Source organism: Arthrobacter sp. Bi26 (assembly GCF_918697925.1).
Lineage (GTDB): Bacteria > Actinomycetota > Actinomycetes > Actinomycetales > Micrococcaceae > Arthrobacter.
In genome coordinates, this window is sequence record NZ_CAKKMF010000057.1 from 1 (window position 1) to 14692 (window position 14692).

A 14692-nucleotide genomic window follows, 5' to 3' on the forward strand; every position below is an offset into this window, starting at 1 on the left:
ATCACTTACGGCTCCCATTCGCCCGTTTTGGCAACCGGAACTGATAGCGCAACGGGGGAGGGGAAGGGTCTGGAATCCCGGACAGCACCCCCGCGATGGGCCTGTTTCCACGGCCGTGAAGGGGCTTTAGTTGATACAGAACCTCATTCCTCCCGATTTCGCCCCAGCACAGACACCATCCAGTACAGACACCATCCAGCAACACATCCAGCCACAAAGGAGATCCTCATGGCACCCGCCGATTTCACCACCGGTGCCCGCCCGGTCAAAGCAGCCCGCGGCACCGAGCTCACCGCCAAGAGCTGGCAGACGGAAGCCCCGCTGCGCATGCTCATGAACAACCTCGACCCCGAGGTCGCCGAGCGCCCCGATGACCTGGTGGTCTACGGCGGCACCGGCCGTGCCGTCCGCAGCTGGGCCGCATTCGACGCCATCACCCGGACCCTGGAAACCATGGAGAAGGACGAGACCCTGCTGGTCCAGTCCGGCAAGCCGGTCGGCGTCTTCCGCACCAACGAATGGGCCCCGCGCGTGCTGCTGGCCAACTCCAACCTCGTCGGCGACTGGGCGAACTGGCCCGAATTCCGCCGGCTCGAGGCCGAGGGCCTGATGATGTACGGCCAGATGACCGCCGGGTCCTGGATCTACATCGGCACCCAGGGCATCCTGCAGGGCACCTTCGAGACCTTCGCCGCGATCGCCCGCAAGCTCACCGGTGACGAAAACGGCACCCTCGCCGGCACCCTGACCCTCACCGGCGGCTGCGGCGGCATGGGCGGCGCCCAGCCGCTCGCCGTCACCCTGAACGACGGCGCCTGCCTGATCGTCGACGTCGACGAGACCCGCCTGCGCCGCCGGGCCGGCAAGCGCTACCTCGACGAGGTCGAAACGGACCTCGACGCTGCGATCGCCAAGGTCCTGGCAGCCAAGGAAGAGCGCCGCGGCTGGTCAGTGGGCTACGTCGGCAACGCCGCCGAAGTCTTCCCCGAGATCCTGCGCCGCCACAACGCCGGCGAGCTCACCGTGGACATCGTCACGGACCAGACCTCCGCGCACGACCCCCTGAGCTACCTGCCCGAGGGCATCACGGTTGAGGAGTGGCACCGCGAGGCCGCCGCCGATCCGGAAGGCTTCACCAAGAAGGCCCAGGCCTCGATGGCCAAGCACGTCCAGGCCATGGTCGAGTTCCAGGACGCCGGCGCCGAGGTCTTCGACTACGGCAACTCCATCCGTGACGAGGCCCGCAAGGGCGGCTACAGCCGCGCCTTCGAATTCCCCGGCTTCGTCCCGGCCTACATCCGCCCGCTGTTCTGCGAGGGCCTGGGCCCGTTCCGCTGGGTTGCCCTCTCCGGCGATCCTGAGGACATCGCGGTCACGGACAAGGCCATCAAGGAGCTCTTCCCCGAGAACAAGCACCTGCACCGCTGGATCGACGCCGCCGCCGAACGGGTCGAGTTCGAGGGCCTGCCGGCCCGCATCTGCTGGCTCGGCTACGGCGAACGCGCCAAGGCCGGCCTGCTGTTCAACCAGCTCGTCAAGGAGGGCAAGGTCAAGGCGCCCATCGTGATCGGCCGCGACCACCTCGACTCCGGCTCCGTCGCGTCCCCGTACCGCGAAACCGAGGCCATGGCCGACGGCTCCGACGCGATCGCCGACTGGCCGCTGCTCAACGCCCTGCTCAACACCGCCTCCGGCGCCACCTGGGTTTCCCTCCACCACGGCGGCGGCGTCGGGATCGGCCGCTCCATCCACGCCGGCCAGGTCTCCGTCGCCGACGGCACCGACCTCGCCGCGGAGAAACTCGAACGCCTCCTGACCAACGACCCCGGCATGGGCGTCATCCGCCACGCCGACGCCGGCTACGACCGCGCCGTCGAGGTCGCCAAGGAACGCGGCGTCCGCATCCCCATGTCCGAGTCCCGCTAACCAAGCCCGCGAAAACCTCGTCGATTGCTCCGTAAACGCCGTTTTGAACCTTGAAAAGGGCCGCAACGGAGCAATCGACGGGGACGCCGGACCAACAATTAGACCTAGGTAGATTTCAATGACCATCACCACCCACTCACCGCTCACCGTCACGCTCGGCTCCAGCGGCGTGACCCCCGAGGACGTCGTAGCCGTCGCCCGCCACGACGCCCACGTGACCATCGCCCAGGACGCCCTCGACGCCGTCGCCAAGGTCCGCGCCCACATCGACGACCTCGCCCACAGCGAGGTCCCCGCTTACGGCATCTCCACCGGCTTCGGGGCGCTGGCCAACCGGCACATCCCCAACGAGCTGCGCACCCAGCTGCAGAAATCCCTGATCCGCAGCCACGCCGCCGGCATGGGCCCGGCCGTGGAACGCGAAGTGGTCCGCGGCATCATGTTCCTGCGCGCCAAGACCCTGGCCTCCGGCCGGACCGGTGTCCGCCCGGTGGTGCTGCAGACCATGGTGGACGTGCTCAACGCCGGCATCACCCCGGTGGTCCGCGAATTCGGCTCCCTCGGCTGCTCGGGTGACCTCGCGCCGCTCTCCCACTGTGCCCTGGTCCTGATGGGCGAAGGCGAAGCGACCGGCCCCGACGGCGAGCTCTACGGCACCAAGGGCGGCCGCACCGTCGCGGAGCTCCTCGCCGAACACGGGATCGAACCTGTCACTCTCGCCGAAAAGGAGGGCCTGGCCCTCGTCAACGGCACCGAGGGCATGCTCGGCATGCTGCTGATGGCCATCGCGGACATCCGCCAACTGCTCACGACGGCGGACATCACCGCGGCGCTCAGCGTCGAGGCGCTGCTCGGCACCGACCAGGTGTTCCTGCCCGAGCTGCACGCAGCGCTGCGCCCGCACCCGGGCCAGGCCGCCGCCGCCGACAACATGCTCCGCGTGCTGTCCAACTCGCCGATCGTGGCCTCGCACCGGATCAACGACACCAAGGTCCAGGACGCATACTCGCTGCGCTGCGCACCCCAGGTGGCCGGCGCTGTCCGCGACACCGTTGATCACGCCGCCCTGGTCGCCTCCCGCGAACTGGCCGCCGCGATCGACAACCCGGTGGTCCTGCCCGACGGCCGGGTCAGCTCCAACGGAAACTTCCACGGCGCCCCGGTGGCCTATGTGCTGGACTTCCTCGCGATCGCCGTCGCGGACCTGAGCTCCATCGCCGAGCGCCGGACCGACCGGATGCTGGACCCGGCCCGCTCGCACGGGCTGCCGGCCTTCCTGGCCTCGGACCCCGGCGTCGACTCGGGCCTCATGATCGCCCAGTACACGCAGGCCGGGCTGGTTTCGGACAACAAGCGGCTGGCCGTCCCGGCGTCGGTGGACTCGATCCCGAGCTCGGCGATGCAGGAGGACCACGTTTCCATGGGCTGGCACGCGGCCCGCAAGCTCCGCCGCGCGGTCGAGAACCTGCGCCGCGTCCTGGCGATCGAACTGGTGACCTCCGCGCGTGCCCTGGACATCCGTACCCAGCTCTCCGGCGGCGAACTCACTCCGGGTCCTGCGGGCGCGGCCGTGATCGCTGCGCTGCGCGACGTCGTCGACGGTCCGGGCACGGACAGGTTCCTGTCCCCGGAGCTTGAAGCGGCGGACGTCCTGGTGGCGTCGGGCAAGGTCCGGGCGGCGGCCGAATCCGCCGTCGGAACTCTCGCCTGAAAAGAAATAAAGTGCACGGCGGCTGAACAATTCCCGGCGTCCCCGAAATCTTTGGCCGACACGGAAGGCGGGGACCCGGGAACTGTAGTACAAATGGAAAGTCACACCAATGAAGTTGTGGCAAAGAACACATACAAAGGGGTAAGAGTTCTATGAAAGCACGCGGCACGGTACTGTCCAGGCGCCTTGCATCCGCAGCTACGGTTTCCGACTGGAGCGGCCTCCGGGTCGGCGAACGCGTCGAAATCGTCAAGCACGCACAGGTCATTGCAGCCGGTGAGGTCGAAGAAGTCTCACTGAGCGGAAATGTGCTCTGGTTGGTCCCCGCCGGGCCGTCCGAGACGGAGCTTTTCCTGCAGTCCGACGGCGTGCAGGTGCGCCGGGCGTAGCTTCAACACTTCAACAGGAACCGGGGTTCGTTCGCCGTTCCGCACCATGGTGGTGCGGTGTCGCGAACGGGCCCCGGTTTTTGTCTGTGGCGGACGGGCTTGGGGAGACCGGAAACGGGGCGGCGCTTCTAGCGGCTGACCACGGCCCGCAACAGCTTGACCGCAACGGATAATGCTGCGATGTCCACCGGGCCCGGCTTGATGGCCTCCTTGATGGTTTCCTGGATCCTGCCGAGTTGTTCGATGTTTTCGCGTTCCCAGGCGACGATGCGCTCGACCGGATCGCCTCCGGGGGCTGAGGGGCGTGGCGTATTCCTCACAACAGCCTTCGTCATGCCGGCAAGGACCAAATACACGTCGTCCCTAAGCGCCGCCCGTGCGAGGGCCTCCCAGTGCGTTTCCCGCGGCAGCGCCGTGATGTGTTCAAGAATGGGGACCGCCGAGATCCGCTCGAAGACGGCAAAGTAGACTTCGGCCACGGTGTCCACCGGCTCTTGGAGCTCTTCGGATATGGCGGAGATGTCCAGAAGGCCGTAGCTGACCAGGATCTCGGAGGCGCGCACGCCCAGTTCATGGGGCAGGCCGACGGCGTCGGTGTGGGCCAGCCGGATCAGCGCATGCTGCAGATTCACGCCGTGAAGGTAGCTGCCGAACTTTGGGCGCAGAAGCGACATGGGGGGCTCGAGCCGGGCCAATGCATCGGCGATTGGCTTGTCCCGGAAATCGTGGGTGACATACCACCGGGTCGAGCGGTCCAGCAGGCGGCGCATGTCGAGTGCCACCGCACACCCGTGCTCGCTGGGGATGCTTGCCGGCAGCTGTGCGAGGGCTTGGGTGATGGAGTCAAAGTCCCAAATCTTGCGCATGACCACGAACCCGCGGGCCACGGCGGCCGCCGATACCGTGGTCTCCTCCATGGCCCTGAAGGCGAAGGCGATGCCCCCCAGGTTGATCATGTCGTTGGCAATAACAGTGGCCACGATCTGCCGCCGCAGCGGATGCGTGGACAGCTCCTCCCCGAACCGCTCCGCCAGCTGGCGCGGAAAGTAGCCGCGTACGGTCCGGGCGAACCAAGGGTCATCGGCGAGTCCGCTGATTGTGAGTTCCCTTGCCAGCTCGATCTTGGCATACGCGGCCAGCACGGAAAGCTCCGGAGATGTCAGGCCGGCGCCGGTCTGCAGGCGGGCGTGCAGTTGCTCTGTGCTGGGCAGGCATTCAAGGTTCCTGTCCAGGTCCGTCACGGTCTCCAGCCAGTCCATGGTGCGCTCGAAGCTCGGGCTCCATTGACCCACCAGTTGGCGGTCGTTGAGGAGGAGCACGTTCTGGTCCACATTGGTTTTCAGGACCAAGCGTCCGACTTCCTCCTGCAGGGAGTGCAGGAAGCCTGTCCTTTCCTCCGGGGACATCCTTCCCGCGGCGATCATCCGGTCGAGGAAGATCTTGATGTTCACTTCGTGGTCCGAACAGTCCACGCCGGCGGAGTTGTCGATCGCATCGGTGTTCAGCAGGACCCCGCCCAGCGCCGCTTCCACCCTGCCCCGCTGGGTGATGCCAAGGTTGCCGCCCTCGGCGATGATCCTGGTCCTCAGCTGGACGGCGTTGACACGGATGGGATCGTTGGCCTTGTCTCCCACGTCCGCGTGGGTCTCGGTGGAGGCCTTGACGTACGTGCCGATGCCGCCGTTGTAGAGCAGGTCCACAGGTGCCAGGAGGACGGCCTTGAGCAGCTCCGGTGGGCTCATCGCCGTCGTTCCGGGCTCCAGCCCCAGGGCAAGGCGCACCGCTTCGGTGATCTCGATCGACTTCTCCAGCCGGGAGAACACGCCGCCGCCCGCGCTGATTTTCGAGACGTCGTAGTCGGCCCAGGAGGAACGGGAAAGCCCGAACAGCCGCTGCCGCTCCGCATAGGAGGCGGCCGGATCGGGGGTTGGATCGAGGAAGATGTGCCGGTGGTCGAACGCCGCCACCAGCAGGATGTGGCGGGACAGCAGCATGCCGTTGCCGAACACGTCACCGCTCATGTCGCCAATGCCCACTACCGTGAAGTCCTCGGCCGCGGAATCGATGAGCAGTTCGCGGAAATGATGCCGGACCGACTCCCAGGCCCCGCGTGCCGTGATGCCCATCTGCTTGTGGTCATAGCCCACCGAGCCGCCCGAGGCGAAGGCGTCGCCGAGCCAGAATCCGTACTCCAAAGCCAAGGCATTGGCGATGTCCGAGAACGCGGCCGTCCCCTTGTCCGCGGCAACAACCAGGTAGTAGTCATCGCCATCGTGCCGGACCACCCGCTCGGGCGGCACAACCTGCTCGGTGGACCCGCGGGCGCCGTCGGGGGATGTGAGCAGATTGTCGGTGATGTCCAGCATGCCGCGGATGAAGATCCGGTAGCTCTCCTGCCCCTCCGCCAGCCAGGCCGCCCGGTCGGTGGCGGCGTCGGGCAGCTGCTTCGGATAGAAACCACCCTTGGCGCCCGTTGGCACGATCACAGCGTTCTTGACGGTCTGCGCTTTGACGAGTCCCAGGATCTCCGTCCGGAAGTCCTCCCGGCGGTCGGACCAGCGAAGCCCGCCGCGGGCAAGGGCGCCAAAGCGCAGATGCACCCCCTCAACCCGGGGCGAATAGACCCAGATTTCGTATTTTGGCCGCGGGGCAGGTGCGGCCGGGACGCCGGAGAGGTTGAGCTTGAAGCTGAGGTAGGGCTTGTTCAGGAAGTAATTGGTGCGCAGGGTCGCCTCGACAAGACTCGCGAAGGACCGCAGCAGACGGTCGGCGTCCAGGACGGGCACGGCGTCGATGGCAGCCGTCAGCTCACTTCTGGCCGAGTCCATGCCATCGAGGCGGGTTGGCTGGTCGAGATCCGGATCGAACTTTGCCTCGAACAGTGCAAGGAGTGCGCGCGTGGCCCGGACATTCGTCCGCAGGGTGTCCGCCATGAAGCCGTAGGAGTTGGTGGTTCCGAGCTGCTGCAGGTATTTCGCATAGCCGCGCAGGATGGCTGTCTGGCGCCAGCCGATTCCTTCCCTGATAACCAGTGCGTCGAAGGTGTCGGACTCGATGTCTCCTCTCATGGCGGCGCAAAACGACTCGGCAAGCAGCCCGCTGGTGCCCGCGGGGTCAACGCCGGAGGGGTATTTGAGCCCGAGGTCGTACAGGAAGAACGTGTGTCCATCGGCACGCCGGACGTCGTAGGGCCGTTGGTCGAGCACCTCGAGCCCCAGGTTGTGGAAGAACGGCAGAATCTGCGTCAGGCTCTTCGGCCGTGTCAGATAGAGGCGGATCCGGGCGTCCTCGGCCAGCACCGGAGTCCCCGGGCGTGCGTAGACGGAAAGCAGCGGGTCATCGAGGTTCCCGCCGTCCGGCCCGCCCAGGCTTTCGAATTTGATAATGTCCTCGACGGCATCCTCCGCCTGGTAGTCGGCCTTGTAGCTGGCCGGAAACGCCTGGGCCCACTGCATGGACAGCCGGGCGGCGTCGCCGGCGGGGAATTTGTGCTGCAGGGCCTCGTCCAAGCCCTCCGCCCATGACCTCGTGGCAGCAATGATGCGCAGCTCCAGTGCTGAGGCGTCGACGGCGGGCCGTCCGCCGCCCGGCAGCAGGATCCGGAAAAACACCCTGGCCATGGCCGACTCGCTGAGACGGACTTCGAACTCGACGGCTTTCGAGTTGAAGCCCTCCCGCAGTTCCCGCTCGATGTTGAGCCGAACAGCCGTGCTGTAGCGGCGGCGGGGAAGGAAAACCAGGGCGGACATGAAGCGTCCATAGGAATCGGGCCTGAGGAACAGCCGGGTGCTGTGGCGTTCCTGGAGGCGCAGGATTTCGCGCGCATGGCTGGCCAGATCGTTTGCGTCGATGTGGAAGAGCTCGTCACGCGGATAGGCCTCGATGGCGCCCAACATTTCCTTGCCGGCATGGGACCCGGGCGGGAATCCGGAGCGGTCCAGTACCGTGGACACCTTGTCCCGGATGACCGGGATTTGAAGTACGGACCGGTTTGCAGCGCTGGGGGCGAAAAGGCCAACAAAGCACACTTCCCCGGCAGGGTTGCCGGCCATGTCAAACCTCAGGAGGCTGACTTCGTCCAAGTAGGCGTCCCGGAGGACCGTGGAACGGATACCTGCTTTCGTGAGGGCCAGGGCCGGGGCCGGACCCCGCGCCCCCGGCCTGGCGGAACCCCGCAGCGGCCGGCTCTGCTCACGGTGCCGGAGGAGCCCGAGCCCGGACCCCGGCTGTGCCGCGAGGACCGGCAGTCCGTCGTCGTCGGCGATGTCATACCCGCGGTATCCGAGAAACACGAAGTTGCCCTCGTCCAGCCAGAGCAGCAAGTCCCTGGCTGCCTGCACTGTTGCAACCACTGAATCTGCAGCGCTGGCCGCGGCGGTTTTGGCATCCAGGGCGGCAACTTCCGCGGCCACGTGCCGATGGATGGCTGCGGAATCCTCGGCGGCCGCACGAACGTCGGCCAGGACCGCTTGGAGATTATGGATGAGCCGATCGGCGCTGGCCTGATCCGGCACTCTGGCGGTTTCGACGGCGATCCAGGCCTCCGTGCAGGTCAAATCTCCAGTGGATTCACGCGGCGACGGCATCGCGGGAGGTTCGTTGCCCACCGGCAAAGCAGTGCGCAGCGGTACCGGCCGGATGCCCACGAGCTTGTTCGTCCCGGGGGTCCTGCCAACGGTGAAAGTGGGGTGGACCAGCAGGCGTATGGCGGCGTTGTCACGGGCGAGTGCCGCCGTGATGGAGGGAAGCAGATACGGCATGTCCTCAGCCACTATTGCCACGACGCTGGCGTCCGTCTCACTCAGCACTCCGATGACGGCGTGGCCCGGGGCCCGGGTTGCGGCCAGCGAACGATGGTATTCCGCGCGGCTCCGGAGCGATTCGGCAGTGTAGTTCCGGATGTCGTCGTCGGCCACATGCTCGTAGTAGTCCGTCAGGAACGTGTCCGGGGAGCCGGCGGAAGCGTCCGCCGGGGCATGATCTGCAGGGCCGGATGTTGGGGACATTGCGCTGCGCCTCCATCGCGCAAGGAGAAGCCGTGTTGCTGCGGTCGCCGAAACCTCGCGCCTGCTTTCATGATCGCTGGCGCAGGGCGGGCAGTCCATCCCTGCGGGGCCGGAGCGCCGTCTCCGAACCCTTGCGCGCCCCTACCCGAGCAGCGTATTGACCAGCCGCGCGGCCACCTTGGCGGTGCGGCCGTCGATATCAAACTCCGGGTTCAGCTCGGCGATATCCAGATGCAGGAGCTTCCCGCTCGCGGCCACCTGCCGGCACACGGCGCTGATCACCGGCAGCGGCACACCATAAGCGGCCGGAGCGCTCACCCCCGGGGCCACCGAGGCCGGCAGCACGTCCAGGTCGATCGTCAGGTACAACGCGTCCACCTGCGCCAGGAACGCCGCCACAAACGTGGCCGCGGCCTCCGCCGAGCAGTCCTCATCCAGCAGGTAGTCCACGCCGAGCTCCTCTGCCGTCCGGAACAGCGCCCGGGTGTTGTTCGGCTCGGAAATCCCGACGACGGCGTAGCGCAGTTCGCGGCCGGCGGCGGCTTCCGCGCGGGCCATCTGCAGGAACGGCGTGCCGGAGCTCGGCACGGACTCGTCGCGGAGGTCGAAGTGCGCGTCCAGGTTCAACACGCCGACGCTCAGGCCCTCGCGCACGGCCGCGGACCCGGCCACGCCGAGGTAGCTGGCAAAGGCAGTCTCGTGTCCGCCGCCCAACACCACGGGAAGCCGGCCGGCGTCGAGCAGCCTGGTGATGGCGAGCCCGGCACGTGCCTGCCCTGCCTCCAGCGCGTCCCCGGCCACGGTGACGTCACCGGCGTCGTGGACGACCCGCGACAGGTGGAACGCGAGCGGGCCGAGCGCGGCCCTGATGGCGGCGGGGGCGGCCGCGGCGCCGGTCCTGCCCTTGTTGCGCCGCACCCCGGCGTCGCTGCCGAAGCCGAGGATGACGGCGGGGCGCGGACCGGGGGAAGCCACCGGAACCGTGCTTGCAGCGGAGGGGGTCACGGCCTGCCACCAGCGCCGGTGCTCGTCGCCGTCGCCGTCGAACCGGCCGGTCCAGGGCTGCGGCGGGACATCAACGGGGAGCGCGGGAGAAACCATGCCCCTAGCTCACCGCATGCCGGGCCGCAAAACCAGCAGCGCCGCCGTCGGACTGTCCGGAATCCCGGAATCCCCGTTTAAACACCGCCGAGACCGCAGTCCGTGGCAATGTTTTCGAAAAATACTGCCACGAAGTGCGGTCTCGGCGGGCGGGAACGGGGGAGCAGGCCCTAGTGCAACCCGAGGGCGGCCTCGATCGGGCCGATCGCGAAGAACAGCAGGAACGCGGCAGCCACGGCCCACATGAGCGGGTGCACCTCGCGGGCCCGGCCCTGGAACAGGCGGATCAGCACGAAGCTGATGAAGCCCGCGCCCAGGCCGTTGGCGATCGAGTAGGTGAACGGCATGAGGGTGAACGTCAGGAAGGCCGGGATCGCGATGCCCCAGTCCTGCCAGTCGATCTTGCCCACCTGCGAGACCATCATGAAGCCGACGATCACGAGGGCGGGGGCCACGGCCTCGAACGGCACGAGGTTGATCAGCGGGGTGAAGAACATGGCCACGAGGAACAGCAGGCCGGTGACGACGGATGCCAGGCCGGTGCGTGCGCCTTCGCCGATGCCGGCACCGGATTCGACGTAGATCTGGTTCGAGGAGACCGAGGCGCCGCCGCCGATGATCGCGCCCAGGGCGTCCACCTGCAGCACGCGGTCGACGTTGGGGATGTTGCCGTCCTTGTCGATGGTGCCGGCCTCGGTGGCCAGGCCCACCATGGTGCCCATGGCGTCGAAGAAGATGCTGAGCAGGATCACGAACGCCAGAAGGGTCGCCGCGACGAAGCCGAGGTGCTCAAAGGCGCCAAACGGGTCGGCACTGCCGAGCAGGGACAGGTCCGGGGCCGCCCATTCGGAGAACTTCGGGGCCACGAGGGACCAGCCCTGCGGGTTGTGGTTCGTGCCGTCAAAGCTGGGCCCGATGTGCAGGATGGATTCCAGGATCACGGACAGGATGGTCGAGGCCACGATGCCGATCAGGATGGCGCCCTTGACCTTGCGGACCACGAGCGCGATGGTCAGGATCAGCCCGAACACGAACACGAAGGTGGGCCAGCCCAGGAGCTTGCCGTCGAAGCCCAGGCCGACCGGAACGGTGGTTCCGGCGACATCCGGGATGCGGCGCACGAAGCCGGCGTTGACGAGCCCGATCAGGGCGATGAACAGGCCGATGCCCACCACGATCGCGGTCTTCAGCCCCTCGGGAACGGCCTTGAACACAGCCGTCCGGAAGCCGGTGAGGACCAGGATCAGCATGGTGATGCCGGAGAGCATCACCAGGCCCATCATGTCCGGCCAGGACAGCCCGGGGTTCGTGGCCACGGTGACGGCGACGAACGCGTTGACGCCGAGCCCGGTGGCCAGGGCGAAGGGATGCTTGGCCCACGCGCCCATGAGGATGGTGAGGATGCCGGCCACGAAGGCGGTGACGGCGGCGACGGCGGGGAAACCGAGGGTCGCGCCCGTGGAGTCGGGCCCGGAGAGGATCAGCGGATTCAGCACCACGATGTAGCTCATGGCGAAGAACGTGGCGAACCCTCCGCGGATCTCGCGCGAGAAGTTCGACCCCCGCTCGGATATCTTGAAATACCGGTCGAGTGCGGAGCCCTGCTTGAGCATTAGGTCTTGCATTAGTCCTCCGGGAGTGATGGGTGTTGCTTAAATCCTATTTGGAGCCCGACGGCCAACCCTGCGTTTTCGCCTAGTCTGTAAGGAAGCCAACACTAGGAGTAGCCTGCCCATGCCCCGTATCCGCCAGCTTCGCAGTGCCCTGCTGGGTGCCGTCGTCCTCGTGGCCGTCCTGCTGGGAGCCATGAGCCCTGCGTCGGCGCACGACACCGCGGAGTCCACCAGCCCGGCTGCCGGAGCAACCGTCGCGGCACCGCCGGAGCAGGTCTCGGTCACTTTCAACCACAATCCGCTCGCCCTGGGGTCGCAGATCCTGGTCAACGACGCCACGGGCGCCAACTGGGCGGACGGCCCCGTGGAAATCGTGGACAGCGTCGCTGCGCAGAAGCTGAAGTCCGGCGCTCCTGCCGGGCAGTACACCGTGCACTGGCGGGTGGCCAGTTCCGACGGCCACCCGATCGAGGGCAGCTTCACCTTCACCGCGACGGCGGCTGCAGCGGGCCCGACGTCGGCTGCTGCGGTCCCCACGATGGGCACCGCCCAGCCGGGCACCACGCAGGCGCCCGCCCCTGCGCCGGCCGGGTCGGAGCAGTTTCCCTGGAGCGTCATGATCTTCGTCGCCGTGGGGGTCGGCATCCTGGTGGCCCTGGGCCTGATGGCCAAACGCCGCCTCACCCCGGACGAAGGCAGCGACGCCGACAGCTGACCCAACACCGGAAACCACAGCAACGCCCGGGAACCGCGTGACCCCGGGGATCCCGGGTATCAGGCGGGGGCGGCCAGGGCAAAGCCGCCTGGCAGCAGCGTGGGGACGCCATTGGGGTAGACCTTGGCGGAAATCGTCTGTCCCACGACTTTGGCCTGGCGAAGGACTTCCTTGGGCGTCGGCGTAATGAGCTCGCCTACCCCCACGAGGTACATCCCGAGGGCATGCATCGCCGCCATGAGGTTCTGCCCGGCTGCCATGCCAAGCTCCGAGAGCATGCGGCGCAGCTGGCTGTGGGCGCAGCGGGTCAGGACAAGATGGTCGGCCAGCAGGACGCCGCCCGGGGTCTGGACGGCCCACTTCTCGGTGGGTGCCCCGTCCGTGCCGGCCTCAAGGAGGTCCAGCTGCAGGGCCCGGATGTTGTTCCGCACGTCGAGTTTGTGGCTTGCGGCGTAATTGCGCAGGTGCCGCAGGATTTCGTTGCGCTCCCTCAGGCTGGCGGCGTCCGCCGCGTCGCAGCGCTGGAGCGAGGACGTGTTGGCCGGATGGCCGGCACCCAGGAGGTCGAGCCCGTCCACAATGATGGACGCAACACCGCGGCGTTGGAGCTCGCTGGCCACAGCCAGGCCGGAAGCCCCGTCCCGATCACTACGGCGGTGGTCCGCTCGATCCCGCCGTACAAAGGCATGCTCGACACTGCAGGGTTCCTCCTTGAAATGGTGCCAGTCGCGGGGAAGACCCCGGACGCCAACCTAGGCCTGGTTGCGCAGCCCCAGCGGCTGCGTTCTGAAATACCAGTCTCGGTTCAGCAATGCCTCGAAGGATACCGAAGATTCCCGCCCGTGGATAGGGGAGGTAGGACATTGGCTGTGGTCCCGGATTTCGGGGGTTTCCGTGCCCGGGAACCTGTGGAAACCGTCCCGAAAGCCCGGGAACCCGCGCAACGAAACGGCGTGTTAACTCTGCGTAAATCCTTCGGACGCGGGCCGCCAGGGACGCCCTGCCGCCGTCTTGAATGTTCGCAATTAACCGAGAATAGTGAGGAAAATCAGGGGTTCCTGCACGCAGATTCCGGGTCGCCTCGCCGGTGGACGCCGGGCGGCGGTACTTCTGGCAGAATAGCCGCAACATCAGGCAAGAATCGCGAGGAGGCGGACCCCATGGGCCGTGAACAGGTGCACCCGGACCCGGCGTGGGAGGCCGGCGGCGAACCGGCGCCTCCCCGGGGAATCGTTGTTGGTGTGGATGGCTCGGACCACAGCCACTGCGCCCTGGTGTGGGCAGCCCGCGAGGCTGAGCGCCGCCGCCGCCCGCTGCACATCGTGACCGCCTATTCGGTGCCGATCTTCGCCGCTTCCGGGCTCGACGGCGGCTACGCCACGGTGGACGACTCAGTGATCCGTGAGGGCGCCGAAGCCATTCTCAAGCACGCCCTCGACAAGGTCGCGGTTTACAACATCGACGTCGACGCGTCCGTCGAGAACGGGGACGCGTCCGGCGTGCTGCTGGAAATCAGCGAAACCGCGGAGCTTCTGGTCTTCGGAACCCGCGGCCGCGGCGGCTTTGTGGGCCGGCTGCTCGGCTCCGTCAGCAGCGCTCTGCCCGCCCACGCGAAGTGCCCCACGGTGACTGTGCCGCTGATCTGCGCGGACCGGCTGGGCGAAACCACTGACGACAAGCATGTCCTGGCCGAACGGGCGAAGCTGGGCCACCAGCCGGTCGAGAACGTTGTGGTGGTCGGAGTCGACGGCTCGGAGCAGGCCCGAATCGCGGTACTGGAGGCTGCAGCCCAGGCCGAACGGCTCTCCGCCCGGCTGCGCGTGGTGTGCGCCGTGCCGCAGTACACCGGCTCGCTGGCCTGGGTGCCCACCCCGATGGACCGGGACGCCCTGTTCGCCGACATCAAGGTCCAGCTCGACGCCGGCGTTGCCTGGCTGCGGAGCCACTTCCCCGCCCTCCAGGTGGAGACACAGCTGGTGGACGGCTCTCCCGTCGACATCCTCGTCGACGCCAGCCGGCACGTGGAACTTGTGGTGGTCGGCACCCGCGGGCGCGGCGGCTTCGCCGGAATGCTGCTGGGCTCCACATCCGACGGCGTCCTCCACCACGCCAAAGGGCCGATCATGGTGGTGCCGGACCGTGACGACCCGCGGCTGGCGGACAGGGCCAGCTTCGGCCCGATGCTCGGCGACTCCTAAAGTCACGAGGCCACAGGTCCGGCGTCGGAAGGA

General features: G+C 67.4%; 8 protein-coding genes and 1 pseudogene. 5 read left to right on the forward strand and 4 right to left on the reverse strand.

Features of this window, described 5'->3' with window-relative positions:
- Positions 1-228 precede the first annotated feature (228 nt).
- The 3 genes from hutU to LQV16_RS15185 all read left to right on the forward strand — a co-directional run bounded on the left by hutU (position 229) and on the right by LQV16_RS15185 (position 4026).
- Positions 229-1926, forward strand: a complete 1698-nt coding sequence (gene hutU, locus LQV16_RS15175; RefSeq protein WP_229994732.1) for a urocanate hydratase — start codon at positions 229-231, stop codon at positions 1924-1926.
- 118 nt (positions 1927-2044) lie between these two features.
- Entirely contained in the window at positions 2045-3637 is a 1593-nt protein-coding gene (hutH, locus tag LQV16_RS15180) for a histidine ammonia-lyase (RefSeq protein WP_229994733.1), read from the forward strand.
- A gap of 152 nt (positions 3638-3789) precedes the next feature.
- Positions 3790-4026 (forward strand): hypothetical protein, encoded by a 237-nt coding sequence (locus tag LQV16_RS15185; protein WP_229994734.1) that lies wholly within the window; start codon positions 3790-3792, stop codon positions 4024-4026.
- A 128-nt stretch (positions 4027-4154) separates the two neighbouring features.
- Here LQV16_RS15185 and LQV16_RS15190 read toward each other — a convergent pair whose 3' ends face one another.
- The 3 genes from LQV16_RS15190 to LQV16_RS15200 all read right to left on the reverse strand — a co-directional run bounded on the left by LQV16_RS15190 (position 4155) and on the right by LQV16_RS15200 (position 11746).
- Positions 4155-9032: an NAD-glutamate dehydrogenase gene (locus LQV16_RS15190; RefSeq protein ID WP_229994735.1), complete on the reverse strand. Its 4878-nt coding sequence runs from the start codon at positions 9030-9032 to the stop codon at positions 4155-4157.
- A 141-nt stretch (positions 9033-9173) separates the two neighbouring features.
- Positions 9174-10133 carry a formimidoylglutamase gene (gene hutG, locus LQV16_RS15195; RefSeq protein ID WP_229994736.1) on the reverse strand — a complete coding sequence of 320 codons (960 nt, stop codon included), beginning with the start codon at positions 10131-10133 and terminating at the stop codon, positions 9174-9176.
- 170 nt (positions 10134-10303) lie between these two features.
- Positions 10304-11746 carry an NCS2 family permease gene (locus tag LQV16_RS15200; RefSeq protein WP_229994757.1) on the reverse strand — a complete coding sequence of 481 codons (1443 nt, stop codon included), beginning with the start codon at positions 11744-11746 and terminating at the stop codon, positions 10304-10306.
- Positions 11747-11867: 121 nt separating this feature from the next.
- Here LQV16_RS15200 and LQV16_RS15205 point away from each other — a divergent pair, with 121 nt between their 5' ends.
- A complete protein-coding gene (locus tag LQV16_RS15205; protein ID WP_229994737.1) occupies positions 11868-12461 on the forward strand; it encodes a copper resistance CopC family protein in 594 nt (197 codons plus the stop codon).
- Positions 12462-12520: 59 nt separating this feature from the next.
- Here the strand turns inward: LQV16_RS15205 and LQV16_RS15210 are convergent.
- Positions 12521-13149 (reverse strand): annotated as a pseudogene (locus LQV16_RS15210) (FAD-binding protein).
- 472 nt (positions 13150-13621) lie between these two features.
- On the opposite strand from LQV16_RS15210, the gene LQV16_RS15215 reads away from it, so the two are divergent.
- Positions 13622-14659: a universal stress protein gene (locus tag LQV16_RS15215; RefSeq protein WP_229994738.1), complete on the forward strand. Its 1038-nt coding sequence runs from the start codon at positions 13622-13624 to the stop codon at positions 14657-14659.
- The last annotated feature ends 33 nt before the right edge of the window (positions 14660-14692 follow it).

Coding starts and splice junctions, on each gene's coding strand:
- hutU (WP_229994732.1), top strand. CDS start 229: ATGGCACCCGCCGATTTCACCACCGGTGCCCGCCCGGTCAAAGCAGCC.
- hutH (WP_229994733.1), top strand. CDS start 2,045: ATGACCATCACCACCCACTCACCGCTCACCGTCACGCTCGGCTCCAGC.
- LQV16_RS15185 (WP_229994734.1), top strand. CDS start 3,790: ATGAAAGCACGCGGCACGGTACTGTCCAGGCGCCTTGCATCCGCAGCT.
- LQV16_RS15190 (WP_229994735.1), bottom strand. CDS start 9,032: ATGTCCCCAACATCCGGCCCTGCAGATCATGCCCCGGCGGACGCTTCC.
- hutG (WP_229994736.1), bottom strand. CDS start 10,133: ATGGTTTCTCCCGCGCTCCCCGTTGATGTCCCGCCGCAGCCCTGGACC.
- LQV16_RS15200 (WP_229994757.1), bottom strand. CDS start 11,746: ATGCTCAAGCAGGGCTCCGCACTCGACCGGTATTTCAAGATATCCGAG.
- LQV16_RS15205 (WP_229994737.1), top strand. CDS start 11,868: ATGCCCCGTATCCGCCAGCTTCGCAGTGCCCTGCTGGGTGCCGTCGTC.
- LQV16_RS15215 (WP_229994738.1), top strand. CDS start 13,622: ATGGGCCGTGAACAGGTGCACCCGGACCCGGCGTGGGAGGCCGGCGGC.